A 23,304-nucleotide genomic window follows, 5' to 3' on the forward strand; every position below is an offset into this window, starting at 1 on the left:
CGACGGCCTTGCGCGTACGGCGGCGCTTCGGCGCCTCCTCCGCGACGGCGTCCGCCTCGGGCGCGGCGGCAGGTGCGGGCACCTCGGCTGCCGCGGCCTTGCGGGTCCTGCGGCGCGGGGCCGGCTCGGCCACGGCGGCGTCCGCGGCCTGCGCCTCGGCGACCACCTCGGCCGGAGCGGTGGCGGGCTCGGCCGCCTTGCGGGTCCTGCGGCGGGGCGCTTTCTGGGCGGGCTCCTCGGCGCCGGCTTCCGCTGCCGGCGCCTGCGTCTCCGCGGCCACCGGGGTCACCGCGGCGGCGGCACCGCTACGGGTCCTGCGGCGGCGGCGCGGCGTACGGGGACCGGTCTGGCCCTCGGCGTCCGGCGCGGACACCGCGGTCGCGGACTCGGCGCCGGCCGGGGCCGGCACGCTCTGCGCCGCCTCGCCGCCGCGGGTCCTGCGGCGCTGCCGCGGGGTCCTGGTACGGGCGGGGCGCTCCTCGGCCGGGGCCTGGCCGCCGCGCCCGCCCCGCTCGCCGCCGGCCGGACGGCGGCCGCGGCCGCGCCCACCGGTCTCGCCGAGGTCCTCGACCTCTTCCGCGTCGAGCCCGGCACGGGTCCGCTCGGCCCGGGGCAGTATCCCCTTGGTACCGGCCGGGATGCCCAGCAGCTCGTACAGGTGCGGGGAGGTCGAGTAGGTCTCCTCCGGGTCGTTGAAGGACAGGTCGAGCGCCTTGTTGATCAGCTGCCAGCGCGGGATGTCGTCCCAGTCGACCAGGGTGATCGCCGTACCCGAGGCACCCGCGCGGCCGGTGCGGCCGATGCGGTGCAGATACGTCTTCTCGTCCTCGGGCGTCTGGTAGTTGATCACATGGGTGACGCCCTCGACGTCGATGCCGCGCGCCGCCACGTCGGTGCACACCAGCACGTCGACCTTGCCGTTGCGGAAGGCCCGCAGCGCCTGCTCGCGGGCGCCCTGGCCCAGGTCGCCGTGCACCGCGCCGGAGGCGAAGCCGCGCTTCTCCAGCTGCTCGGCCACGTCGGCGGCGGTCCGCTTGGTGCGGCAGAAGATCATCGCGAGCCCGCGGCCCTCGGCCTGCAGGATGCGCGAGACCAGCTCCGGCTTGTCCAGCGAGTGGGCGCGGAAGACATGCTGCGTGGTGTTCGCGACGGTCGCGCCCTCGTCGTCGGGGGCGGTCGCGCGGATGTGGGTCGGCTGCGACATGTAGCGGCGGGCCAGGCTGATGACCGCGCCCGGCATGGTGGCCGAGAACAGCATCGTCTGCCGCTTCACCGGCAGCATGCCCATGATCTTCTCGACGTCGGGCAGGAAGCCCAGGTCGAGCATCTCGTCGGCCTCGTCCAGGACCAGGGTGCGCACATGGCGCAGGCTGAGCTTCTTCTGCCCCGCCAGGTCCAGCAGCCGGCCCGGGGTGCCGACGACCACGTCGACGCCCTTCTTCAGCGCCTCGACCTGCGGCTCGTACGCCCGGCCGCCGTAGATGGCGAGCACCCGGACGGCCCGGACCTTGCCGGCGGTCAGCAGGTCGTTGGTGACCTGCTGGCACAGCTCGCGGGTCGGGACGACGACCAGCGCCTGCGGGGTGTCGGTCAGCTGCTCGGGCGTGGCGCGCCCCGCCTCGACGTCGGCCGGCACGGTCACCGACTCCAGCAGCGGCAGTCCGAAGCCCAGCGTCTTGCCGGTGCCGGTCTTGGCCTGGCCGATGACGTCGTTGCCCGCGAGGGCCACCGGGAGCGTCATCTCCTGGATCGGGAAGGGGGTGGTGATGCCGACGGCCTCAAGGGCCTCGGCGGTCTCGGGAAGAATGCCGAGACTGCGGAATGTGGTGGTGGACAGGATGCTTGCCTCTTCTGTGAGACGCGGCACTGTGCAGCAAGGGGGGTCGAGCAACCGGGCACGCCGTAACACGACGTAGGTCACTGACCGCGCAGAGGTGACGTACAGCCTTCGAGGGGCCGTGGAGCGCGGGACCGCTGCCCTCGCTCATGCCGCGAGTGGGCGCCCCTCCCGATGTCAGGAGGGCGGTCGGTTCGGAGCCGATCGGGCCACCGACCGGGCATCCAAGGTGTTGCACACGTCGCCCGCCGCGGATCGGAACCAGGCCGACTAACGGCGGGTGCATTACCACTCTACCCCGGAAACACGTAGGTGCACCCGATCAAATGTTTCGTTCGGGACATCGACGGGTCACGTGCAGGGTGTCGGCGGCGGGGCGGGACTTGGTTATCGTTCGCGTCATGGGAACGCCTGACGACACCACCAAGCCCGCCGCCGAGACCGCAGAGCCGGCCACCGGGATCGCCGCACAGGACTGGACGTCCGCGTCCGCAGACCCGCGCTACCGCGCCGCGGTGGTCGACCTGCTCGGTGCGCTGGCGTACGGCGAGCTGGCCGCTTTCGAGCGGCTCGCGGAGGACGCGAAGCTGGCGCCCACCCTGGAGGACAAGGCCGAGCTGGCGGCGATGGCCGCCGCCGAGTTCCACCACTTCGAGCGGCTGCGCGACCGGCTCACCGAGGTCGGCGAGTCGGCCAACCTCGCCATGGAGCCGTTCGGCGCGGCGCTCGACGAGTTCCACCGCCAGACGGCGCCGTCCGACTGGCTCGAAGGCCTGGTCAAGGCGTACGTCGGCGACTCGATCGCCTCCGACTTCTACCGCGAGGTCGCCGCCCGCCTCGACACCGACACGCGCACCCTGGTGCTCGCGGTGCTCGACGACACCGGGCACGCCAGCTTCGCCGTCGAGAAGGTGCGCGCCGCAATCGAGGCGGAGCCGCGGGTCGGGGGGCGGCTCGCCCTCTGGGCGCGGCGCCTCATGGGCGAGGCGCTCTCCCAGGCGCAGCGCGTCGTCGCCGACCGCGACGCCCTCTCGACCATGCTGGTCGGCGGCGTCGCCGACGGTTTCGACCTCGCGGAGGTCGGCCGCATGTTCTCCCGCATCACCGAGGCCCACACCAAGCGGATGGCCGCCCTCGGCCTCGCCGCCTAGCCCCTCCGGGGCGGGTCTGCTCACGCTCTGGGGGCGCCCGCTGCGCAGGGCGGTGCCTCTAGGGGCGCGGGTCGTCTCCGTCCGAAAGGGGCTGTTCGGTCCGTGCCGGACCACCGGCCGGTGGTGGGCTGGGCGCGCAGTTCCGCCCCCAGAGCTTCGCCTGGGGGTACTACCCCCAGCGCCTCATGAAAAACGGTCACCCTCCCGTGCAGAGGGCAAGCCATGAGGGGCGCGGGGAACGGCGCGACCAGCCACCGCCGGGGCGCGGGTCGTCTCCGTCCGAAAGGGGCTGTTCGGTCCTCCCCCAGAGCTTCGCCTGGGGGTGCCCCCATCTCGCTTCGCTCGGGACCACCGGCCGGTGGGTGGCTGGGCGCGCAGTTCCGCCCCCAGAGCTTCGCCTTGGGGTACCCCCAGGGCCGCCGCCTGGATGTGGTGGCGGTCCGTCGCCACACGACGGCTCGTGGGGGCTGGGCGCGCTCACGCGCCGGCAGGCGCAGATCAGATGCAGCCCCGCGCCCCTGGACGGCACCGCCCGACGCAGCGGGCACCCCAGAGCGTGAGCAGACCCGCCCCGGAGGGGCTAGGCGCGGGCGGCGTGGCGGCCGCGTTTGGGGGGGGTGGCGAGGATGCTGAGACCGGCGGCGGCCGTCGCGAAGGCGGCCGCGAGACTGGCGGCGGCATGCGCCCCGCCGAACACCGTGTAGGAGACCAGCCCGCCGGTGAGCCCACCGACGGGCCCGGTGACGAGGAGCAGCGCCGTGGCGGGCAGCCTGGTGGGGAAGAGGCGGGCCGCGGCGAAGGCCGCGAGCAGTCCGAGAGCGGCATAGGCGACGATCTGCCAGATCATGCGATCCCCTCCGGTGACGCGGCGTTGCGGACCGTTCCGTTGTCGTCCTACCCCTGGAGGGACCCGGGCAAAACGAAGGGGCGGCAACCGGGCACCCCCGGTTGCCGCCCTGGCTGACCTCTCGTCAGAGGGCCGCGCCGAAGCCGACCCTGCGGGCGGCCGGCTCGCCGATCTCGACGTACGCCAGCCGGTCCGCGGGGATGAGCACCTTGCGGCCGTGCTCGTCCTCCAGGGACAGCAGCTTGGCGTTGCCGCTCAGCGCGTCGGCGACGGCCTTCTCCACCTCGGCCGCCGACTGCGCGCTCTCGATGCTGATCTCGCGCGGCGCGTGCTGCACGCCGATCTTGACCTCCACGGCTTGGATACCTCCGATGGTCTGGCGGTGTGCGCGGTTGGTCGCGCCGTACGCTGCCAGACTAGCCCGCGGCGGGGGCCGTAAATCCGCGCCTCGTACACGCCGTGAGCGAACACGCGGGGCGCCCGCCGCAGGCGCCAGTCAGCCGTGCTGCCCTGCGGGGCCGCCCTCTGCGCCGTGCAGCGGGAAGCCGGCGATGCCGCGCCAGGCGAGCGAGGTGAGCAGCTGCACCGCGGTCTCCCTCGGCACCTCGCTGCGGCTGGCCAGCCAGTAGCGCGCGACGACCTGGGAGACGCCGCCGAGGCCGACCGCGAGCAGCATCGACTGGTCGCTGGACAGCCCCGTGTCCTCGGCGATGACCTCGCTGATCGCCTCGGCGCACTGCAGCGCGACCTTGTCGACCCGCTCGCGGACCGCGGGCTCGTTGGTCAGGTCGGACTCGAAGACCAGCCGGAAGGCGCCGCCCTCGTCCTCGACGTAGGCGAAGTACGCGTCCATCGTCGCCTCGACGCGCTGCTTGTTGTCCGTGGTGGACGCCAGAGCGCCGCGCACCGACTGCAGCAGTGACTCGCAGTGCTGGTCGAGCAGGGCCAGATACAGTTCGAGTTTGCCGGGGAAGTGCTGGTAGAGCACCGGTTTGCTGACGCCGGCCCGCTCGGCGATGTCGTCCATCGCGGCCGAGTGGTAGCCCTGCGCGACGAAGACTTCCTGGGCGGCCCCCAGCAGCTGCTCACGTCGGGCCCTGCGGGGCAGGCGGGTGCCGCGTGGTCGTGCCTGAGTCTGCTCGATGGCTGTCACGCCGCCTCCCATTTCTGCGGAACGAACGAAGGAACGAACGAAAGAACGCTGCGCTGGCCATCGTACTTTTGAGTAACGACCCTGTGCGCCGTACGGGCGCACATTCTCACTTTCTGGATACGGGCGGCCTCATCCGTATCCTCCCGCTCAGCGGTAGTCGTCCTCGTCCAGCTCGACCACCCGGCGCTGCTCCGCGGTGTCCGCCGGGTCGGCCTCCCCGTCCCGGTCCGAGGGCCTGGTGGTGACCGGGTCGTCCCGGTGCTGCAGCAGCTCCGTGTGCTGTTCGGCGCTGTCCGCCTCCGGCGCCTCCAGGTCCAGGTCGTCGTCGAGCGCGCTCTGTGCGGCGTCGTTGTCGTCCTCGTCGGCTTCGCGCTCGATGTGCGCGATCTCGTCGGACATGGCGCCTCCCTTCCCTCGGTTCCCGCCCCTCTCCCTCCCGGACCCCCTCCTTGGAGCGTAGGAGCACCGGGCCGCGCGCGCAGCGCGTACAGGCGCCCCCCGCGGTGGGGGAGGGCGCGGTACGGCCGCTGGACGGCTGATTCTGTGCGGTTGTGTGCGGGCGAACACACAGCCCCGCACGTGATCGCCTCGTAACATCGACCCATGCCCTCCACGGACTACTCCCAGGCCGCGGCACCGCCCGCGGCCGTGCCCCCGGCAGGGCCGGTGCTCGCCGACGGGGAGACGTCGAGGACCGTGCGGCTTCCCGGGCTGGCCCTGCTGGTCCGCTCCCGCGCACACCACGGCGGGCGCAAGCCCCCGGCCGACCGTGAGCCGGCGATGTTCGTGCACGGCCTCGGCGGCTCGTCGCAGAACTGGTCGGCGCTGATGGCCTCGCTCGCCGACACCGTCGAGGGGCACGCGCTCGATCTGCCGGGTTTCGGCCATTCCCCGCCGCCCGACGACGGCAACTACTCGGTCGCCGCCCACGCCCGCGCCGTCGTCAGGCTGCTGGAGGAGGAGGGCCGCGGGCCTGTCCACCTGTTCGGCAACTCGCTGGGCGGCGCCGTCACCGTCAAGGTCGCCGCGGCCCGCCCCGACCTGGTGCGCACCCTCACCCTGGTCTCGCCTGCCCTGCCCGAGCTGCCCCCGCAGCGCACCGCGCTGCCCACCGCGCTCGCGTCGGTCCCCGGCCTGCCCGCGCTGTACGTACGCGCCACCCGCGGCTGGCAGCCCGAGCGCCGCACCCAGGCCCTGCTGTCGCTGTGCTACGGCGACCCGTCCGTCGTCGGCGACCCCGAGCGCGCCGCCTACGCCGCCGAATACCAGCGGCGCATCGACCTGCCGTACTTCTGGGACGTCATGATCGGCTCCACCCGCGGCATCGTGAACGCCTACACCCTCGGCGGCCAGCACTCCCTGTGGCGGCAGGCGGAAAGGGTGCTGGCGCCGACGCTGCTGGTCTACGGGGTGCGCGACAAGCTCGTGTCGGTCCGTATGGCCCGCAGGGCCTCCCGCGCCTTCCGCGACTCCCGGCTGCTGACCATCCCCGGCAGCGGCCACGTCGCGATGATGGAGCACCCGCACCTCGTCGACCGGGCCTTCCGTGACCTGCGCGACGAAATCGCGGCCCGCGCCCGGAGCGGCGCGGCCGGGGGTACGGTCACGGCTACGACGGACATGAGCACGGCGGCGAGCGGGAGCTGATCGAGGGCGTGGGCAAACACAGCGCACGGGACGGCCAGGACGGCCGGGACAACCGCGTACCGCAGACCGGCGGCACCTTCGCGCCGCCCGGCAGCGCACTGGGCACCCCGGGCAGCGGGCGCCGCAGGCGCAGCCCGAGCGGCCCGTACACCGAGCCGTTCGACCCCTTCGACGACAGCGGCGCCTTCGCGGCCGTACGCCCCCAGGACCTCGCCGCCCGTCCGCCCGCCCATCCCGAGCACCGCGAGCACGGGGCGTGGGGCACGCCCGGCACCTGGACCGGCGCCGGCAGCGGCACCCGCGGCCTGCCCTTCGACCCGGTCGAGGACTGGGCCGAGGGCTGGGCCGCGCACGACACCGCGACCGCCGCAGCAGCCTCCGGGCTGCGGGCGCCGCGGCCCCCGCTGGACATGTCGGGCCGTGCCGTGCCCAGGCCGCGCCAGGAGTTCCTCGACGCTTTCGAGCAGCCGCCCGCCCGCCCCGAGCCGCAGGCCGCCGCCCCGCCGCCGGACGAGCCCGCAGAACCGGAACCCGCCGCGGCCCCCGGGGGCCGCCGCAAGCCCGGCAAGGCCACCTGGACGATCAGCGGCATCGCCGCCGCCGCGGTCGTCACCGTGGTCGCCGTCGCCGCCGGCGGCCAGCTCACCGGCCGCGACCGCGACACGCCCTCGCCCGACCCGACGAGCGACACACCGACGCGCTCCAGCGACGACGCCGAGCCCGGCTCGGCCGGGCAGCGCACGACGCCCGGCGCCACCCCCAGCGCGACGGTGGCCCCCGTCGACTACGACCAGCTGATGGACCTGCAGTATCCGCTCGACCCCGACCTCAAGCTCTCCGGCGCCTTCGACACCGTCCCCGGCCACCAGGCCGCGCCCGGCAAGGGCAAGGTGATGACCTTCCGCGTCGACGTGGAACAGGGACTCCCGCTGGACGCGCAGCTGTTCAGCGACACGGTCTTCAAGACGCTCAACGACAGCCGCAGCTGGGGCCACGGCGGGACGATGACCTTCGAGCGGGTCTCCACCGGGCACGCCGACATCGTCGTGACGCTCGCCAGCCCCGGCACGACCGCGAAGTGGTGCGCCAGGTCCGGCCTCGACACGACGATCGAGAACGTCTCCTGCGATGCGGCGTCCACGCCGCGGACCATGATCAACGCGTACCGGTGGGCGCAGGGTGCGGACACGTACGGGCCGCGGCTGATGCATGCGTACCGCCAGATGCTGATCAACCACGAGGTCGGGCACCGTCTCGGGCACGGCCACGTGGGGTGCCCGCGCGCCGGGGCGCCGGCCCCCGTGATGATGCAGCAGACCAAGTTCCTCTCCCTGAACGGCGGCCCCACCTGCCGGCCCAACGCCTGGCCTTTCCCCTAGGCCGTGTTTTGGAAGTCCCGCCTGCCCCGCGACGCCTGGCACGCACGCTCGCTGCGTTGTCGGAGTCGTCCGAGTAGGCCCACTACGAGGACGACCCTCCGCCTTGCGATCGCACGCACCAGACGCCGCGGGGCCCGCCCTGTGGGCGGACGGCCCTACTTCCAAAACACGGCCTAGCCCGGTGCCTCTTCGGCGGGGCCGAGCCATCCGCTGGCCGCGGGGGCTGAGGGGGGGTGCCTCTGCGTAGGGCAGTGCTTTTCAGGGGCGCGGGGCTGCATCTGATCTGCGGCTGGCGCCGCGTGGGTGTCTCTTCGGCGGGGCCGAGCACATAGGGGCGCTGGGGGTACCCCCAGCGCCCCTGACTGACTTGCCCTCTGGCGAAGAGATTGGCGTCAACGCGCGGGGTTGGGAGAAGTTACGCCCGTTCACCCCTTTTGGTGGTGCCGCGGACAACCGTCCGTCGTGGTGGGCGCGGGGCGCAATACGGTCGTCGCGCCGGGCGGGACACCAGCTCGTCCGGGGGTGAGGACGAGAGGGAGCGGACCCGTGCGGATTGGATTACTGACCGAGGGTGGTTATCCGTACGCAAGAGGTGAGGGCGCCGCGTGGTGCGACCGCCTCGTCAGGGGCCTGGCCCACCACGACTTCGACGTCTACGCGCTGAGCCGCTCCCAGCGGACCGAGTCCGCGGGCCAGGTCGCGACCCCGCCGCAGGTGCGCAGCGTCCGCTTCGAGCGGCTGTGGGGCGAGCCCGCCCCGCACCCCCGGCCCGGTCCCGGCAGCCGTTCCGCGTTCAAGGCGCACCGAGCAGCCTTCCGCGTGGGCTTCCGCGACCTCGCCACCGCCCTCGCCGGCGCCGCAGGCATGAGCGCGGCCGAGCGGGCGGACCGTTTCGCCACCGGCCTGTACGCGCTGGCGGACCTGGCCGCGGAGTCCGCGGCCCTCCCGGCGCTGCTGCGCGGCGACGACGCGCTCGCCGAACTGGAGGCGGCCTGCCGCGCGCCCGGCGTGCGCCCGGTGCTCGGCGACATCGTCGTCACCGAGCTGCTCACCGCCGCCGACCTGCTGGAGCGCCAGCTGCGCCCGCTGTCGGCGCCCTGGTACGGACCGGACGAGCTGGGCGCGGCCGACGTGTGCCACGCGGTGTCGGGCGGCCCGGCCGCGCTGGCGGGCCTGCTGGGCAAACGGTTCTGCGGCACCCCGCTGATCGTCACCGAGTACACCGTCCGCGCCCGTGAGGCGCTGCTCGCGCACCGGGCGGCGGGCCTGCCGCCGGCCGTACGCGCCCTGCTGGGCGACCACTTCCGGCTGGTGGCCGGCGAGAGCTACCGGCAGGCCGCGCTGGTCACGCCGGGCTCCGCGCATGTGCGGCGCTGGCAGGAGCGGTGCGGCGCGCCGAAGGAGCGGATCAGGACGATCCACCCGGGCATCGACGCGGGCCGCTTCGCCCGCGCGGGCGCCGCCGCGGAGGCCGCGGCCCAGGCCGACGCGCAGGCCGCGCACGCCGACCCGACGGTCGCGTGGGTGGGCCGCGCCGACCCGGCCAAGGACCTCATCGCGCTGCTGCACGCCTTCCACGCGATACGCCGGGAGGAGCCGCAGGCGCGGCTGCGGATCTTCCACCTGCCGGCGGCGGACGCGCGGGCGGCCGGCTACCTGGAGCACTGCCGTACGCTCGCCGCCCAGCTCTTCCCCGACGAGGCGGCCGACGCGCACGCGGTCGGCGAGAACCCGGTCAGCTTCGAGGAGATCGGCTCGCCCGGCGCTCCGGAGCCCGCGGACGCGTATGCGGCGGGCGACGTCGTGGTGCTGTCCAGCAGCGCGGAGGGCTTTCCGCTGAGCCTGGTCGAGGCGATGTTCTGCGGGCGGCCCACGGTGTCGACGGACGTGGGCGCGGTGCGCGAGGTCATCGGCGGTACGGGGCTGGTGGTGCCGCCGCGCAATCCCAAGGCGCTGGCGGAGGCGACGCTGGACCTGCTGCGCGGCCCCGAGCGGGCGGCCCGGCTGGGCGCGGCGGCCAGGGAGCGGGCGCTGGCCCTGTTCACGGTCACCACCTGCGTGGACGCCTTCCGCGACAGCTACCTGGACGTGGTGGCCCACCACCCCGTACGCCGCCTGCCGCTGCTCGACGCGCAGGGCGCCCCGCGGCCCTTCACCACGCCCGCGGAGTCGCTGTCCCCGACGCGGCTGGCCCCCACCCCGCCCCACCCGGCCTGGACTCCCGTCCCCGCCACCCGCCCCTGACCTCCCGGAGTCCACAGCCCATGCCGTCAGAACCGACCCCCACCCAGGCCCTCCTGACCCGCCTGACCCCCACCCCATCCCCCGACGACGACCTCCCCACCCTCCTCCCACCCCCGGACCCCACGCCCACGCCGTCCGAGCCTGCGGCGGCTCCCGCCCCCGCGGCTCCCGCCGCGTCGGGCGACGTCCTCCCCGCCGCGCCGGTTGAGCGGGCGGCGGCCCGCGGCCCCGCGGCTCCGCCCGCCGCCGACGGCGGCGCAGGCCGTCCCGCCGGGGCGGCGGCTCCCGCCCCCGCGGTCTCCGCCGCGCCGGGCGGCGTTCTGCCCGCCGGACCCGGCGCGGGCGCGGCTGCTGCCGCCTTCGTCTTCGACGATCTTCTTCCCGCAGCGTTCCCGGCGGCTGAGGGGGCTGCGGCCCCCGGACCCGCGGCCACGCCCGCGTCCGGCGGCGCCGAGGCCCCCGGACCCGCGGCCACGCCCGCGTCCGGCGGCGCCCAGGCCCCCGGACCCGCGGGCCGCAGGCCCAAGGCGCGGGCTGGTGAATCGATTTCGCAGCCTGCGGTGCGCAGGCGCGGGCCCGCTGATCCGGTGCGGGCGGTGATATATCGGCATCAGGGGTTGATCGCCGGGGCCGTGGACGCGTGGGAGATCGCTGCGGGGCTTGAGGCGTACGGGGTCAATGACGGGGAGGCGCGGCGGCTGCGGCACCGGGACGTGTTCGGGCTCGCCGAGGAGTTGTACGCGCGGGTGCCGCGGACGGTGCGGGTGGCCGCGGCGGGGGAGCGGGGCGCGGGGGGTGCGCGGCTGGGGGCGCGGAGCACCGCGCTGCACCTGCTGCCGGGGGCCGGGTGCCTCCTGGCGGCGGGCCTGCCCGTGGCCGCGGCGCCGGTCGCCGTGCTGGTGGCCGTCGCCTTGTGGGCGGCCCTGCGCGGCGGGCCGCTGCGAGTGGCGCACGGCGACGGCGCGGCCCTGTGGACGTACGGCCTGTTCGGCTTCGCCCTCTACGGCCCGCAGGCCGTCACCGCGCTGGCGCACCGCGGCGCCTTCGACGCCGGGGCGGGAACCGCGGCCTTCGCCGCGCTCGCGCTGAGCCTGGCTCCCGCCGCCGCCCTGTCCCGCTGGTTCGCGGTCGCCGCCCGCGCCCAGCTCGCCCCCAGCCACGGCCTGGCCGACTTCGCCGACGCCGTACGGCCCCGGCTGGCCGCTGCCCTGGCCGGCTACGCGGCCGCGCTGACCGCGCTGCTGCTGACCGCCGCCGCCCTGGCGGGCTCCGCCCCGCTGGCCGGTCCCGCCGCGCTGGGCGTGCTGCTGTTCACCGCCCGGCTGCTGGCCGTGCACGGCCACCCGGGTCCCGCGGCGGCGGGCCTTGCCGCGGCCTGCGCCGCCGAGGCGCTGACCCTGCTGCTGGCCGCGGCCCCCGGCCACTTCGCGCCGTCCGGCGGCACCGTGCAGGCCGCGGTGTGCGGCGCCGCGGCCGCCGTGCTGGCCGCCCAGGGCTTCCGCCTGCTCGCGCGGGCCGCAGCCCACCACTGACCTCTGCCACACCGACCAGGAGAAAGACCCTTGATCACGCAACCGCCCCGCCCCCGGCACCACCGCACCGCACCGTTCGGAGGCACCCGATGAGAGTGCTGCTGCTCGGAGCCGACGGCTTCCTCGGCCGCCATGTCGCGGAGCGCCTGCTGGCCGACCCGGCCGTCCAGCTCACCGCGCTGGGCCGCAGCGACGATGCCGACGTCAGGTTCGACCTGTCCAGCGGGGCGCCGGGCGTGCTGGCCCGCTTCCTGGACGCCGTCCACCCCGGTGTGGTCGTCAACTGCGCGGGCACCGCCCGCGGTGCGGCCCGCGAGCTGACCCGGCAGAACACCGTGGCCGTCGCCACGGTCTGCGAGGCGATGCGGCGCAGCAGCATCGCCGCCCGGCTGGTGCAGGTCGGCTGCGGCTCGGAGTACGGCCCCTCGCCGGTCGGCTCCTCCACCGGCGAGGACGCCCCGCCGCGGCCGGGCGGCCCGTACGGGGTGAGCAAGCTCGCCGCGACCGAACTGGTGCTGGGCTCCGGCCTGGACGCGGTGGTGCTGCGGGTGTTCAGCCCGGTCGGCCCTGGCACCCCGACGGGCGCCCCGCTGGGCCGGGTCGCCGAGGCGCTGCGCCGGGCGATGCAGAACGGCGACCCGGAGCTGCGGCTCGGCGGGCTCGCCGTGCAGCGGGACTTCGTCGACGCGCGGGACGTGGCCCGCGCGGTGCACGCGGCCTCGCTGTCGGCCGCGCAGGGCGTGGTGAACATCGGCAGCGGCCGGGCGGTGCGGATGCGCGACATGGCCATGGCGCTCGCCCATGTCGCCGGGTACGAGGGGGCGGTGCGCGAGCTGGAGGAGGCGCCCGCGTCGGGCGGCGCGATGATGCCGCCCTACCCCGACGGCTGCGGGCTGTGGCAGCAGGCCGACGTGCGCACGGCACGCGACCGGCTGGGCTGGCGTCCGCGGATCGGCCTGGAGGAGTCGCTCGCCGACGTGTGGATGGAGGCGGCATGCCGCGTCTGACGAGGTCGCCGCGCGGTACGAGGGCGCTCGGCGGCGGTGCGGGCCTTGCGGTGCCGGCCCTCGCGCACCCCCTGATGGCACCGGCGGAGTGGGCGGAGGTCGCCCGCCCCGGCACGGCACTGCACTGGGCGGCCTTCGACGTCTCGCGCGGCCCCGGCAGCCGCCCCGACGCGATCTACGGCGAGGTGACCGCCCGCGTCCGTGAGAACGGCGTCCCACTCCTCGGGATGCTGGACGCGGCCCGCGGGCGCCGGCCCTTCGGCGAGCTGGTCTCGGACGCCTCGCGGTACCTGGACTGGTACCAGGTCGACGGCTTCTACCTGGACCGGGCGCCGCTCGGCCGGGAGGACGCCGCCGACTGCCACTGGGCGGTCACCACGCTGCGGGCGCTGCTCGAACAGCAGGCGGGCGCGGGCCGCGGCGGTTCCGGGCACATCGTGCTGGGCCACGGCACCCACCCCGAGCCCTGCTACGCCGACCTCGCCGACCAGTTGGTGACCTTCGCCGGCCCGTGGGACCGCTACCGCTGGTCGGAGGCACCGCAGTGGACCGCGGACCACCCGCCGTCCCGCTTCGTGCACCTGGTGCACGGCCTGCCGGAGGTGCACCTGGACGGCGCCCTGCGGATCGCCCGCTGGCAGGGCGCGGCCACCGTCGCGCTGACCGACCGCACCGGCCGCGACGGCACCGACCCGTGGGTCGGCCTGCCCGGATACTGGGGCCGTGCGGTGCGTTCCGCGGGCGGCGGTGCGGTGGACTGAGCGCGCCCACGATGTGGCCGGGGGATGTCTCGGTCCTCGGACCGGGTGTCTTGGAATGAAGACGGGCGTGGCACTGTTGCACGAGTGCGCGTGTGCGAACACGCTCCACGTCCGTACCGTCTGAGACCGACCAACCGTATTGCTGAGGTCCCTGTGTCGCTGCCACCCCTGGTCGAGCCGGCCGCCGAGCTCACCGTTGACGAGGTCCGCAGATATTCGCGTCACCTGATCATCCCCGATGTGGGCATGGACGGGCAGAAGCGGCTCAAGAACGCGAAGGTGCTGTGTGTCGGCGCCGGCGGTCTCGGTTCGCCGGCCCTGATGTACCTGGCCGCCGCCGGTGTCGGCACGCTCGGCATCGTCGAGTTCGACGAGGTCGACGAGTCGAACCTGCAGCGCCAGATCATCCACAGCCAGGCCGACATCGGCCGCTCCAAGGCCGAGTCGGCCCGCGACTCGGTGCTCGGCATCAACCCGTACGTGAAGGTCGTCCTGCACGAAGAGCGGCTCGAAGCCGAGAACGTGATGGAGATCTTCGCCCAGTACGACCTGATCGTCGACGGCACCGACAACTTCGCGACCCGCTACCTGGTCAACGACGCGTGCGTGCTGCTGAACAAGCCCTACGTGTGGGGCTCGATCTACCGCTTCGACGGCCAGGCCTCGGTCTTCTGGTCCGAGCACGGCCCGTGCTACCGCTGCCTGTACCCCGAGCCCCCGCCGCCTGGCATGGTGCCGTCCTGCGCCGAGGGCGGCGTGCTCGGCGTGCTGTGCGCGTCGATCGGCTCCATCCAGGTCAACGAGGCGATCAAGCTGCTGGCGGGCATCGGTGAGCCGCTGGTCGGCCGGCTGATGATCTACGACGCCCTGGAGATGACGTACCGCACGGTCAAGGTCCGCAAGGACCCGGACTGCGCGGTCTGCGGGGAGAACCCCACGGTCACCGAACTCATCGACTACGAGGCCTTCTGCGGTGTCGTCTCCGAGGAGGCGCAGGCCGCCGCGGCCGGCTCGACGATCACTCCCAAGCAGCTCAAGGAGTGGATCGACGACGGCGAGAACATCGAGATCATCGACGTCCGCGAGCCCAACGAGTACGAGATCGTGTCCATCCCCGGCGCGAAGCTGATCCCGAAGAACGAGTTCATCATGGGCAGCGCCCTGGCGACGCTGCCGCAGGACAAGCGGATCGTCCTGCACTGCAAGACCGGGGTGCGCAGCGCCGAGGTCCTCGCGGTCCTGAAGTCCGCGGGCTTCTCCGACGCCGTCCACGTCGGCGGCGGTGTGATCGGCTGGGTCAACACGATAGAGCCGCACAAGCCGATCTACTGACGGCTGCGGTACGGGCGACAGCACGAGGAGGGGCCGGCACATCGGTGCCGGCCCCTCCTGTGTGCTCGCGTGCCCCCGCGGGCGGTCGGTGCGGCCGCCGGTGGGCGGCCCTCAGCGGTTGACGGACTGGATCTCGCGGACCGTCACGTCCTGCGGCGGGTTGTGGACGACGCCGTCGGGCAGGTTGCCGCCGGTGCCGTCGGAGCCGGTCCAGGTCACGTGCCAGGTGGCCGTGACGTCCAGCCGGTAGGGGCCGGTGGCCGCACTGGAGCGGCGGTAGGTCATCCCGCACGGCGGCAGCGCGCCGGGGTCGCCGTTGTAGGCCTTGCCGACCGTGCCGTCGGCGGCGACCGGGCAGTCGCCTGAGGCCGGGTAGAGGGTGGCGTCCTGGGTGCCCGGGTCGATGTGCACCGGTGCGGGCTCCGCGCTGGTCTGCGCCCAGATCTGCTGCCCGCCGCCGATGTCGACCGACGCCCGTACCTGCACCCGGTCGTAGTCCTGCGTCAGCCGCACCCACGTCGGCAGGTTCACCGTCTGCGTGGCGGCCGGGCTGGTCACCACCGTCACCCCCGGCACCTGCGTCCGCGCGTACGCCAGGCGCGACAGCATCTCGGGGGTGATCACGTGCTCGGTGCCGGGCGGCGGCAGCTTGCCGTTGTCGACCCAGAAGGGCAGCGTGCCGTTGCAGTCGAACTTGTGGACGCTGGTGGACTGCTCGTTGACCACAGGGCCCCAGAACAGGCCCTTGCCCTGCTTGTCGAGGTTGAAGTTCGTGTACGCCTCACCGGAGTTGTTCCAGGCGAGGCCCTCCTCGTAGTGCCGGCGCAGCTCGTCCATCGCCTCCAGGGCGTAGTTGGCCTGGCCGGGGACGTTGGTGTCGGCGACGCCCTTGAGCAGGTTGCGCTTGAAGGTCTCCGGGTCGCCGATCGGCCCGATCCAGCACGGCGGCGGCTCCCACGTCACGTCGGACGAGCCGAGCGGCACGGTGGCGGTGCTCTTCCCCGAGCCCGAGACGGTCGTGTAGTGCACGGTCGCGGTCAGGGTGCCGTTGTCGCTGCCGCCCGCGGTGTCCTTGCTCGTCGTGGTGTCGGCATAGCCGGGTCCCGCCGCGGTCATGACGAGCCCGCACGCGGCCGTGAGCGCTCCGGCCGCGGCGAGTGCGCGGCGGACACGTCCGGCGGTGGTCAGTCCTTGCATTGCAGGGAGCCCTCCTTCACGGTGATCCCTTGTGCCTGCCAGTACGGGTGCGCGACCGGGAGTTCGACGACGAGGATGTCGAAGAGCACGTAACTGCGGTCGCTTTCGCCGGTCACGTGCACTTTCCCGCCGACGACGTCCTTGCTGTAGATCTTCGACTGGTTGTCGCAGAGCCTGATCTCCACCGGGCTCTTCGAACCGCCCTTCGCGGAACTGCCGTTACCGAAGACGGGACGGTAAAAGCGGTCGGTTCCACTGAGTGTCTGTTTCCCGTCGACGTTGCGCTGCACGAAGTCGCGGGCATAGGCGAGCGCGTCGCCCGAGGCGTGCGCGAACAGCGGCGGGTCCTGCGCCGTCTGCTTGACGACGGCGTGGTCGATCGACTGGAGGTAGTTGGCCGCCGCGGTCAACGCGGCGTTCTGTGCGGGGTCCTTGGGCATCGTCCAGTCGAAGACGACCTTCACGTCCGCCGGCAGCGCGACCGCGGGATCCAGCTTCAGCGGCGCGCCCGGCTGCGAACCCGAGGCGGCCGTCGGCGACGCCGTGGTGGCCGCGGCCGACGTGCCGCCGGCCGCGGCCGGCGAGATCGTCGCGGAGTCACCGGAGCCGGAACCGCCGCCGCACGCCGCCAGCGCGCCGGCGGCAACCACCGCCACCGCGCAGACCGTTACCGCGCATCGCCCTCGCATCGTCCGGCTCCCCCGATCGCTGTGCTCCCAAGGGCACCGACCGGGCACGCCGAATACACGCACAGCCCAACTGGTCCCCGTATCCAGGCCAATCACGGTACCGACGGGCGCCGTGCCGCACGAGAGGTGTGATGTGCGGATTGGGTCACGGCCCTGTCTCGATGACAGAACTGTGACACGGCAATGACGTTTCGCGCGGGGTCCGGTGAAGACCGCGCGATAGCGTCAGGCGTCTTGTACGGGAGGAACTCCCGCAGCAGGACGCAGCACCGTCATCACCTATTCCAAGGGGGACCACAGGTGAAAACGCATGGCCGTCGTGGCTCCGGGCGCAGCAGCATGAGGGCGAAAGCCGTGGCAGTGGCCGCGGGCGCGCTCGCGCTGACGCTCGGCACGACAGTGGCGGCAAGCGCGAACGGCGGAACGGGGGCGCTCGCCGCCGGCAGCAACGCGACGCTGAACTCCGCACCGCAGCACGGCAGGACCGCCTTCTCCACCGCCGACACCGGCACGGCTGCCGCATCCAGCACCTGGATGTTCGGCATCGACGGCCGCGACTCGGGCGGCACTCTCTGGGACTACCCGCCGAAGACCAGCGGTGGCTGGGACACCAAGACGAGGTCGGGCACCGGACTGAAGAGCGCGACCGGGTTCTTCAAGATCAACTCGGCCAACACCGCGAAGGTGAACCTCTACATCCGCTTCGGCAGCCAGCTGCGCATGTACGGCTCCACGTCCGGCACCGGCACGGTCGTCGGCAACGGCTGGAACATCTACAACGCCTTCGTGACGCCCGGCAACATCGGCGGCGCCGCCTACCCCGACCTGCTCGCCCGGGACTCCGCGGGCGTGCTGTGGGAGTACCTGTCGTACAGCAACGGCAAGTTCGACAGCCGCGTCAGGGTCGGCGCCGGCTGGAACATCTACAAGGAGATCGCCGGCTACGGCGACCTCACCGGCGACGGCCACCCCGACATCCTCGCGCGGGACTCCGCGGGCATCCTGTGGATGTACAAGGGCACCGGCAACTACAAGGCGCCCTTCGTCGCCCGGGTCAAGGTCGGCGCCGGCTGGAACGGCTTCAACCGGATGCTGGGCCTCGGCGACAACAACGCCGACGGCAAGTACGACCTGGTCGCCCGCAGGAGCGACGGCGTGCTGTTCTTCTACCCCGGCACCGGCAAGGCGAGTTCGCCCTTCGGCGCGCGGCAGCAGATCGGCGCCGGCTGGAACGCCTTCAACTACCTGTTCTGACAGGTGTTCTGACCGCTGTTCCGGCACCGCCGGTGACCGGCAGGTGAGCTGACGCACAAGGCCCGGAGGCGCTCTGCGCCCCCGGGCCTTCGTGCCGCCTGCTGCCGCCGTTACAGCTCGCCGCGGCGGGTGAGCTGGGTGAAGGACAGCCAGCCGGGCAGCACCGGCAGCCAGAAGGTCAGCAGCCGGAAGAAGAGCACCGCAGGGGTCGCCACCTCCTTGGGCAGGCCCGCCGCGATCAGACCACCGGTCAGCGCCAGTTCGACCGCGCCGACACCGCCGGGCGTCGGGGCGGCGGAGCCCAGCGCGTTGCCCGCCAGGAAGACCACCGCGACGGCCGCGTAGCTCAGGTGCCCGCCGAAGGCCCGTACGCAGCCGTCCAGGCAGATCACGAAGGTCACCGTGACCATCAGCGTGCCGCCGATGCCGGTGGCGAGCTTGCCGGGGCGCTGCAGCACGTCCAGCATGCGCGGCACGACACCGGCGAACAGCGCCCGCACCCGGGTCGAGACGAACTTCCGCAGCGCCGGCACCGCGGTGACCACCAGCACCAGCACACCGGCCGTCAGCAGGCCCGCCATGACCGTACGCGACGGCGACAGCGACGGCGTCTTCTCCGTACCGGTGATGAAGCCGAAGGTCATCAGCAGCAGGACGTGCATGCCGAGGCCCACCAGCTGCGAGGCGCCGACACTGGCCACCGCCAGGCCCGGGCGCACCCCGGCCTTCTGCAGATAGCGCGTGTTCAGCGCGACCCCGCCGACCGCGGCCGGCGCCACCAGCTTCACGAACGAGCCGGCGATCTGCGCCTGCACCGTCCGCAGCAGCGACAGCCGCTCCGGTACGAAACCGGCCAGCGCGCAGGCCGCGGCCACGTAGCTCGCCGCGGAGCCGGCCACCGCGATCGCCGCCCAGCGCCAGTCCGCGTTGGCGATGGCATGCCCGATCGGCACGGAACTGAGCTGGGACAGCAGGAAGTACGCGGCAAAGGCGCCGGCGATCACCGTGATCAGGGTGCGCGGCTTGATCCGCTCCAGGCGCACCGGCTCGACCGGGGCCTGCGGGCGGATCAGCAGCACCTGCTGCCTGATCCGGGACAGCAGGTCCTCCTCGCGGGCCTCCTCCAGCGCGTCCTCTATGGCCCGCTTCTCCGCCTTGCGCTCGGCCTTGGAGACCGCCTTGTCCTCGCCCTTGCCCTCCGCGGCCCCCACCTCCTCGGCGCCGGAGCCGCCGTGCGCCGCCCTGCGGGCCGCCGCGTCCTGCGCCCGCTTCAGCTCGCGGGCCTCCTTCTCCGCGGCCGAGGCGGCGAGCACCGCCTCGCGCTCGCGCTGGGCGCGCTCCCTGGCCAGCTGCTTGAGCTGTGCGCGGGTCGCACGGCTGAGCGCGATCGGCTGGAGCAGCGGCAGCGAGGTGGCCACCGCGTCGGGGCCGAGGACCGCCACCGCGGACGCCACCGCCCGCTCCGGGCCGACCCGCAGCGCCATCGTCGTCAGCAGCTGCGCCACGTCCATCCGCAGCACGATGTCGCCCGCCGCGATCTCGCCGCCGCGCAGGTCGGTCAGGAACACCCGGCCGGAGCGGTCCACCAGCAGCGACTCGCCGACCAGCCGCCGGTGCGCGATCCGCCGCGACTGCAGCGCCCGCACCTGCGTCCAGGCCTCGCGCAGCAGGGTGTCGGTGATCTCCTCGTCGGCCAGCGCGTCCAGCCGGCGCCCGCCGATGTGCTCGTAGACCAGCATCACCGCGTCGGGACCCAGCTCCGAGGTCGCGATGAGCTTCGGTGCGTTGGCGCCGGCGGCGATGGCCGCGTAGGCGAGCAGCGCCTCCTGCTCCAGCGCCTGGCGCAGCGACAGCAGCGAGCGCCGCTGCGTGATGCCGCCGACCAGCGACAGCCGCCGCCACGCCCGGTAGAAGAAGCCGTGCGCCTGCTGCTCGCGGTCCACCACCGTCACGTCCAGCGGCGGGCCGTCCTCCAGCGTGACCAGGTAGCCGCGCCCGCGGTCGGAGTCCGCGGTCTCAGGCCCGTCCTCCTGGACCCGGCGCGCGGTCTGCGGGCTGAAACCGACCCGGCGCAGCCCGGCCAGCAGCTGCCGCCCGGTCGGCCGCACGTTCGGCGAGCCGACCGCGTAGACCGTGCCGTAGGCGACCGTCCAGCCGATCAGCACGGTCACCGCGATCGAGAACGGCGTCGTGTAGCCGCCGACCAGCACAGCGAAGGCGTCGAGCAGCAGCACGAACCACAGCGCCACCCGCCAGCGCGGGCGCCGCGCCATGCCGACCGCCGTGACGTACGCGATGACCGGCGCCAGGTAGCCGTGCACGGGGTCGGTCATGCCCGTGCCGGACGGCGCGTCGTGGGTCAGCGCCTCGCGGATCGGGCCGGGCGCGGAGTTGGTCACCCACAGGTCGGTGGCCAGGGCCGTGCCGTGCGCCAGGACCGCGGCGAGCACGCCGTCGGCGATCCGCAGCCCGTCCCGTTTGGCCAGCCGCTCGATCGCGAAGGCCACCGGCACGATCAGCACCGCGATGCTCGCGGTCAGCCCGGCGAACGACGCGAGCGCGTCCGGCGCGTGGTCGGTGCCCTTGGTGATGTCGGTTTCCAGGCCGGTCGTCGTCGCGTGCGCGAAGCCCGCGACGGCCAGCACGACCGCGATGCCCAGCAGCCCGAACAGGAACCGCATCAGGTCGGCGGGCCGGTGCACGCGGGCAGCGAGCAGCGGTTCGTCGACGGCGACGGGGGTGGGGGTCGGGCCGGGTTCCGGGACCACGGTGTGGGTGTGGGGGGCGTCGCCCCCGGCGCCGCCTTCCGCCGGCTTGCCGGCGGTGCCGGTGTCCTTGCCGGTGTCCGTGCCCTTGCCGGTGTCCGCGCCCGTGTCTTTGCCCGTGCGGTCTGCGCCGTTCCTGCCGCCGTTTCCGGTGCCGTCTCCTGCGGAGCCCCCGGTGCCGTTCGCGCGGCCGTTCGCGCCGTTCTTCGCGCCGTCGGCGCCGCTCATTGCGTCGCCCCTGCCGTCGGCGCTGCCATTTGTGCCGCCTTCGCCGCGGGCGGTGCGGTCCTGGTCGGAGCCGCCGCCGGGTGCGGGCAGCGCTTTACGGGCGCGGGAGGGCACCCCTGCCTCCTCCGCGCCCGGCTGATCCGCCTCGGTCTCTTCTTGATCTCGTATCACCAGTCACCGCCGGGACGATGGTGGCACGAGCACCGTACGTATCGCACCGGAACCCCCCGGTGTCGGTGGTCTGGGGCAGGATGGGGCGAATGAGCGAGGAAGACGACCCCGGCGCCCCCGGCGACTACGCCGAACGGGTACTCGACACCGTGGACCTGATCCCCGCCGGGCGGGTGATGAGCTACGGCGACATCGCGGAATGGCTCGGCGAGGGCGGCCCCCGGCAGGTCGGCCGGGTGCTCGCGCTGTACGGCAGCGGGGTGCCGTGGTGGCGGGTGGTGCGGGCCGACGGGGTCCTGCTGCCCGGCCACGAACTGCGCGCGATCGACGCCTACCGCGCCGAGGGCACACCGCTGCGGAGTGCGGGACCCGCGAGCGAGGGCCACATACCGCGGGTCGACATGCGCCGGGCTCGCTGGGACGGGCGCACGCCGGGCGCAGACGGCTGAGGGCCGGAAGCTCATGCCTCCCAGCTTCCGCCATCCGGGGCTCGTGCACGGCATCGGCGCCCCGAACGGGGTGTCCGGCGTGTCCCGCCGGGCCTGCGGCTCCCGCGGGTCCACGGGTCGCCTGCGGCGGGCGTGCCGCACGGCGTAGCGTCGGGCGCACCGCGAGCAGGGCCGCACCCGGGCACCCCGGCCCGGACCCCGGACCTGCTCCCCGACCTGCTCCCGGAGGGACCCGCCTCCGCAACCGCACCACCGCTCAAGCCTCCGACGAACCGGCGAACCACGTGATCCTGTCTCCCCCTCCCGCCCCCGCGGCCTCCGCGGCCACCGGCTACCGGCTGCTGCGCACACCGCCCGCGACGGTACGGCCCCCTGTGCTGGACGCGGCACAGCGAGCGGTGGTTGAGCACGGGGACGGGCCGCTGCTGGTGCTCGCCGGGCCCGGCACCGGCAAGACCACGACGCTGGTCGAGTCGGTGCTCGCCCGGGTGCGGGCGGGCACCGCACCCGAGAAGGTGCTGGTCCTCACCTTCAGCCGCAGGGCCGCGGTCGACCTGCGCGACCGGATGGCCGCGCGCGGCCTCGGCGGGCTCACCGCCGCCACCTTCCACTCCTTCTGCTACGCCCTGGTCCGCGAGCAGCAGAGCGCCGAGGACTTCCAGGAGCCGGTCAGGCTGCTGTCAGGCCCCGAGCAGGACCTGCTGGTGCGCGAGCTGCTCGCGGGGCAGCGGCAGCTGGAGAAGGAGGGCCGCGGCAAGGCGGGCTGGCCGGACGACCTGCGGGCCGCGCTCACCACCAGGGGCTTCGCCGACGAGGTGCGGGCCGTGCTGGCCCGCACCCGCGAACTGGGCCTCGGACCTGCCGCGCTCGCCGGTTTCGCCGACCGTCTGGGGCGGCCCGACTGGAAGGCGGCGGCCGCCTTCCTCGACGAGTACCTGGACGTCACCGAGCTGGGCGGGCTCGTCGACTACACCGAGCTGGTGCACCGGGCGGTGCAGCTCGCCCGCAGGCCCGAGGTCCACCGCGAGCTGAGCCGGCGCTACGACGCGGTGTACGTCGACGAGTACCAGGACACCGACCCGGCGCAGGTGCGGCTGCTGCGGGCGCTGGCAGGGCAGGGCCGCAGGCTGGTCGCGTTCGGCGACCCCGACCAGTCCGTCTACGCCTTCCGCGGCGCCGACATCAACGGCATCCTCGGCTTCCCCGAGCAGTTCCCGCGGCGCGACGGCAGGCCCGCGGACGTCCGCGTCCTGGGTGTCTCGCGGCGGGCCAGGGGCGGGCTGCTGGCCGCCACCCGCCAGCTCACCACCCGCATGCCCGTGCCCCGGCTCCCGGCTGCGGCGGTACGCGCCCACCGCGCCCTGACGGCGCACGCACCGGGCGGCGCCGTCGCCGTCCGCACCTACCCGAGCCCGGGCGCCGAGGTCGAGTCCATCGCCGACACCCTGCGCCGGGCGCACCTGGAGGACGGCTACCCCTGGCACACGATGGCGGTCCTCACCCGCTCCTCCGCCGCCCTCGCCCCCCTCCGCCGCGCCCTGACCTCCGCGGGCGTCCCCGTCGACCTCCCCCCTTCGGCCCCCCCCCCCCCCCCCCACCCCACCCCCCCCCCCCCCCCCCCCCCCCCCCCCCCCCCCCCCCCCCCCCCCCCCCCCCCCCCC

19 protein-coding genes are annotated in these 23,304 nt (G+C 74.2%); 11 read left to right on the plus strand and 8 right to left on the minus strand.

All coding sequences use genetic code 11. From position 1 onward, the window contains the following. Positions 1–1,867, minus strand: a 1,867-nt coding sequence (locus JT723_RS34060; protein WP_307864040.1) for a DEAD/DEAH box helicase, incomplete at its 3' end; no start/stop codon positions are given. 371 nt (positions 1,868–2,238) lie between these two features. On the opposite strand from JT723_RS34060, the gene JT723_RS34065 reads away from it, so the two are divergent. After that, positions 2,239–2,988, plus strand: coding sequence for a ferritin-like fold-containing protein (locus tag JT723_RS34065; protein ID WP_205048771.1), 750 nt, complete (start codon positions 2,239–2,241; stop codon positions 2,986–2,988). A 580-nt stretch (positions 2,989–3,568) separates the two neighbouring features. Here JT723_RS34065 and JT723_RS34070 read toward each other — a convergent pair. From JT723_RS34070 to JT723_RS34085, 4 genes are all read right to left on the minus strand, one after another. Continuing rightward, on the minus strand, positions 3,569–3,835 hold the full coding sequence (locus tag JT723_RS34070; RefSeq protein WP_205048772.1) for a hypothetical protein: 267 nt from the start codon (positions 3,833–3,835) through the stop codon (positions 3,569–3,571). A gap of 124 nt (positions 3,836–3,959) precedes the next feature. Then, positions 3,960–4,190 (minus strand): DUF3107 domain-containing protein, encoded by a 231-nt coding sequence (locus JT723_RS34075; protein WP_205048773.1) that lies wholly within the window; start codon positions 4,188–4,190, stop codon positions 3,960–3,962. Positions 4,191–4,331: 141 nt separating this feature from the next. Beyond that, positions 4,332–4,988: a TetR/AcrR family transcriptional regulator gene (locus tag JT723_RS34080; RefSeq protein WP_205048774.1), complete on the minus strand. Its 657-nt coding sequence runs from the start codon at positions 4,986–4,988 to the stop codon at positions 4,332–4,334. Between the two features lie 147 nt (positions 4,989–5,135). Then, positions 5,136–5,387, minus strand: a complete 252-nt coding sequence (locus tag JT723_RS34085; protein ID WP_205048788.1) for an Rv3202a family protein — start codon at positions 5,385–5,387, stop codon at positions 5,136–5,138. A 204-nt stretch (positions 5,388–5,591) separates the two neighbouring features. On the opposite strand from JT723_RS34085, the gene JT723_RS34090 reads away from it, so the two are divergent. The 7 genes from JT723_RS34090 to moeZ all read left to right on the plus strand — a co-directional run bounded on the left by JT723_RS34090 (position 5,592) and on the right by moeZ (position 14,890). Further along, the gene (locus JT723_RS34090) at positions 5,592–6,635 is read left to right on the plus strand and encodes an alpha/beta fold hydrolase (RefSeq protein WP_205048775.1); all 1,044 of its coding nucleotides are present in this window, start codon (positions 5,592–5,594) and stop codon (positions 6,633–6,635) included. Positions 6,636–6,643: 8 nt separating this feature from the next. After that, the gene (locus tag JT723_RS34095; protein ID WP_251512407.1) at positions 6,644–8,014 is read left to right on the plus strand and encodes a DUF3152 domain-containing protein; all 1,371 of its coding nucleotides are present in this window, start codon (positions 6,644–6,646) and stop codon (positions 8,012–8,014) included. Positions 8,015–8,560: 546 nt separating this feature from the next. Then, entirely contained in the window at positions 8,561–10,258 is a 1,698-nt protein-coding gene (locus JT723_RS34100; protein ID WP_205048776.1) for a DUF3492 domain-containing protein, read from the plus strand. 617 nt (positions 10,259–10,875) lie between these two features. Beyond that, positions 10,876–11,790: a hypothetical protein gene (locus tag JT723_RS34105; RefSeq protein WP_205048777.1), complete on the plus strand. Its 915-nt coding sequence runs from the start codon at positions 10,876–10,878 to the stop codon at positions 11,788–11,790. A gap of 89 nt (positions 11,791–11,879) precedes the next feature. Next, positions 11,880–12,797 carry an NAD-dependent epimerase/dehydratase family protein gene (locus JT723_RS34110; RefSeq protein ID WP_205048778.1) on the plus strand — a complete coding sequence of 306 codons (918 nt, stop codon included), beginning with the start codon at positions 11,880–11,882 and terminating at the stop codon, positions 12,795–12,797. Next, the gene (locus JT723_RS34115) at positions 12,785–13,558 is read left to right on the plus strand and encodes a spherulation-specific family 4 protein (protein WP_205048779.1); all 774 of its coding nucleotides are present in this window, start codon (positions 12,785–12,787) and stop codon (positions 13,556–13,558) included. Before JT723_RS34110 ends, JT723_RS34115 begins: the two co-directional genes overlap by 13 nt. A 153-nt stretch (positions 13,559–13,711) precedes the next feature. Continuing rightward, positions 13,712–14,890 carry an adenylyltransferase/sulfurtransferase MoeZ gene (moeZ, locus tag JT723_RS34120; RefSeq protein ID WP_205048780.1) on the plus strand — a complete coding sequence of 393 codons (1,179 nt, stop codon included), beginning with the start codon at positions 13,712–13,714 and terminating at the stop codon, positions 14,888–14,890. Between the two features lie 111 nt (positions 14,891–15,001). Here moeZ and JT723_RS34125 read toward each other — a convergent pair whose 3' ends face one another. Together JT723_RS34125 and JT723_RS34130 are read right to left on the minus strand one after the other, a co-directional pair. Beyond that, complete coding sequence (locus JT723_RS34125) at positions 15,002–16,087, minus strand: hypothetical protein (RefSeq protein WP_205048781.1); 1,086 nt, start codon at positions 16,085–16,087, stop codon at positions 15,002–15,004. Beyond that, positions 16,075–16,743, minus strand: a complete 669-nt coding sequence (locus tag JT723_RS34130) for a hypothetical protein (RefSeq protein ID WP_205048782.1) — start codon at positions 16,741–16,743, stop codon at positions 16,075–16,077. The genes JT723_RS34125 and JT723_RS34130 overlap by 13 nt, the downstream gene beginning before the upstream one ends. A 387-nt stretch (positions 16,744–17,130) precedes the next feature. Here JT723_RS34130 and JT723_RS36345 point away from each other — a divergent pair, with 387 nt between their 5' ends. Then, positions 17,131–18,030, plus strand: a complete 900-nt coding sequence (locus JT723_RS36345; RefSeq protein WP_205048783.1) for an FG-GAP repeat domain-containing protein — start codon at positions 17,131–17,133, stop codon at positions 18,028–18,030. A 110-nt stretch (positions 18,031–18,140) separates the two neighbouring features. On the opposite strand, the gene JT723_RS34140 is transcribed toward JT723_RS36345, so the two are convergent. Beyond that, the gene (locus tag JT723_RS34140) at positions 18,141–21,023 is read right to left on the minus strand and encodes a lysylphosphatidylglycerol synthase transmembrane domain-containing protein (protein ID WP_205048786.1); all 2,883 of its coding nucleotides are present in this window, start codon (positions 21,021–21,023) and stop codon (positions 18,141–18,143) included. A gap of 260 nt (positions 21,024–21,283) precedes the next feature. On the opposite strand from JT723_RS34140, the gene JT723_RS34145 reads away from it, so the two are divergent. Then, positions 21,284–21,643, plus strand: a complete 360-nt coding sequence (locus JT723_RS34145) for an MGMT family protein (RefSeq protein ID WP_307794085.1) — start codon at positions 21,284–21,286, stop codon at positions 21,641–21,643. Positions 21,644–21,927: 284 nt separating this feature from the next. Then, on the plus strand, positions 21,928–23,304 hold a 1,377-nt coding region (locus tag JT723_RS34150), incomplete at its 3' end, for an ATP-dependent helicase (protein WP_307864041.1).

The organism is Actinacidiphila bryophytorum, from assembly GCF_016916835.1.
GTDB lineage: Bacteria > Actinomycetota > Actinomycetes > Streptomycetales > Streptomycetaceae > Actinacidiphila > Actinacidiphila bryophytorum.

Excerpts from the sequence above, each read along its gene's own strand:
- JT723_RS34145 (WP_307794085.1), top strand. The coding sequence starts at position 21,284 with ATGAGCGAGGAAGACGACCCCGGCGCCCCCGGCGACTACGCCGAACGG.
- JT723_RS34085 (WP_205048788.1), bottom strand. The coding sequence starts at position 5,387 with ATGTCCGACGAGATCGCGCACATCGAGCGCGAAGCCGACGAGGACGAC.
- JT723_RS34115 (WP_205048779.1), top strand. The coding sequence starts at position 12,785 with ATGCCGCGTCTGACGAGGTCGCCGCGCGGTACGAGGGCGCTCGGCGGC.
- JT723_RS34065 (WP_205048771.1), top strand. The coding sequence starts at position 2,239 with ATGGGAACGCCTGACGACACCACCAAGCCCGCCGCCGAGACCGCAGAG.
- JT723_RS34110 (WP_205048778.1), top strand. The coding sequence starts at position 11,880 with ATGAGAGTGCTGCTGCTCGGAGCCGACGGCTTCCTCGGCCGCCATGTC.
- JT723_RS34070 (WP_205048772.1), bottom strand. The coding sequence starts at position 3,835 with ATGATCTGGCAGATCGTCGCCTATGCCGCTCTCGGACTGCTCGCGGCC.
- JT723_RS34140 (WP_205048786.1), bottom strand. The coding sequence starts at position 21,023 with ATGAGCGGCGCCGACGGCGCGAAGAACGGCGCGAACGGCCGCGCGAAC.
- JT723_RS34125 (WP_205048781.1), bottom strand. The coding sequence starts at position 16,087 with ATGCAAGGACTGACCACCGCCGGACGTGTCCGCCGCGCACTCGCCGCG.
- JT723_RS34090 (WP_205048775.1), top strand. The coding sequence starts at position 5,592 with ATGCCCTCCACGGACTACTCCCAGGCCGCGGCACCGCCCGCGGCCGTG.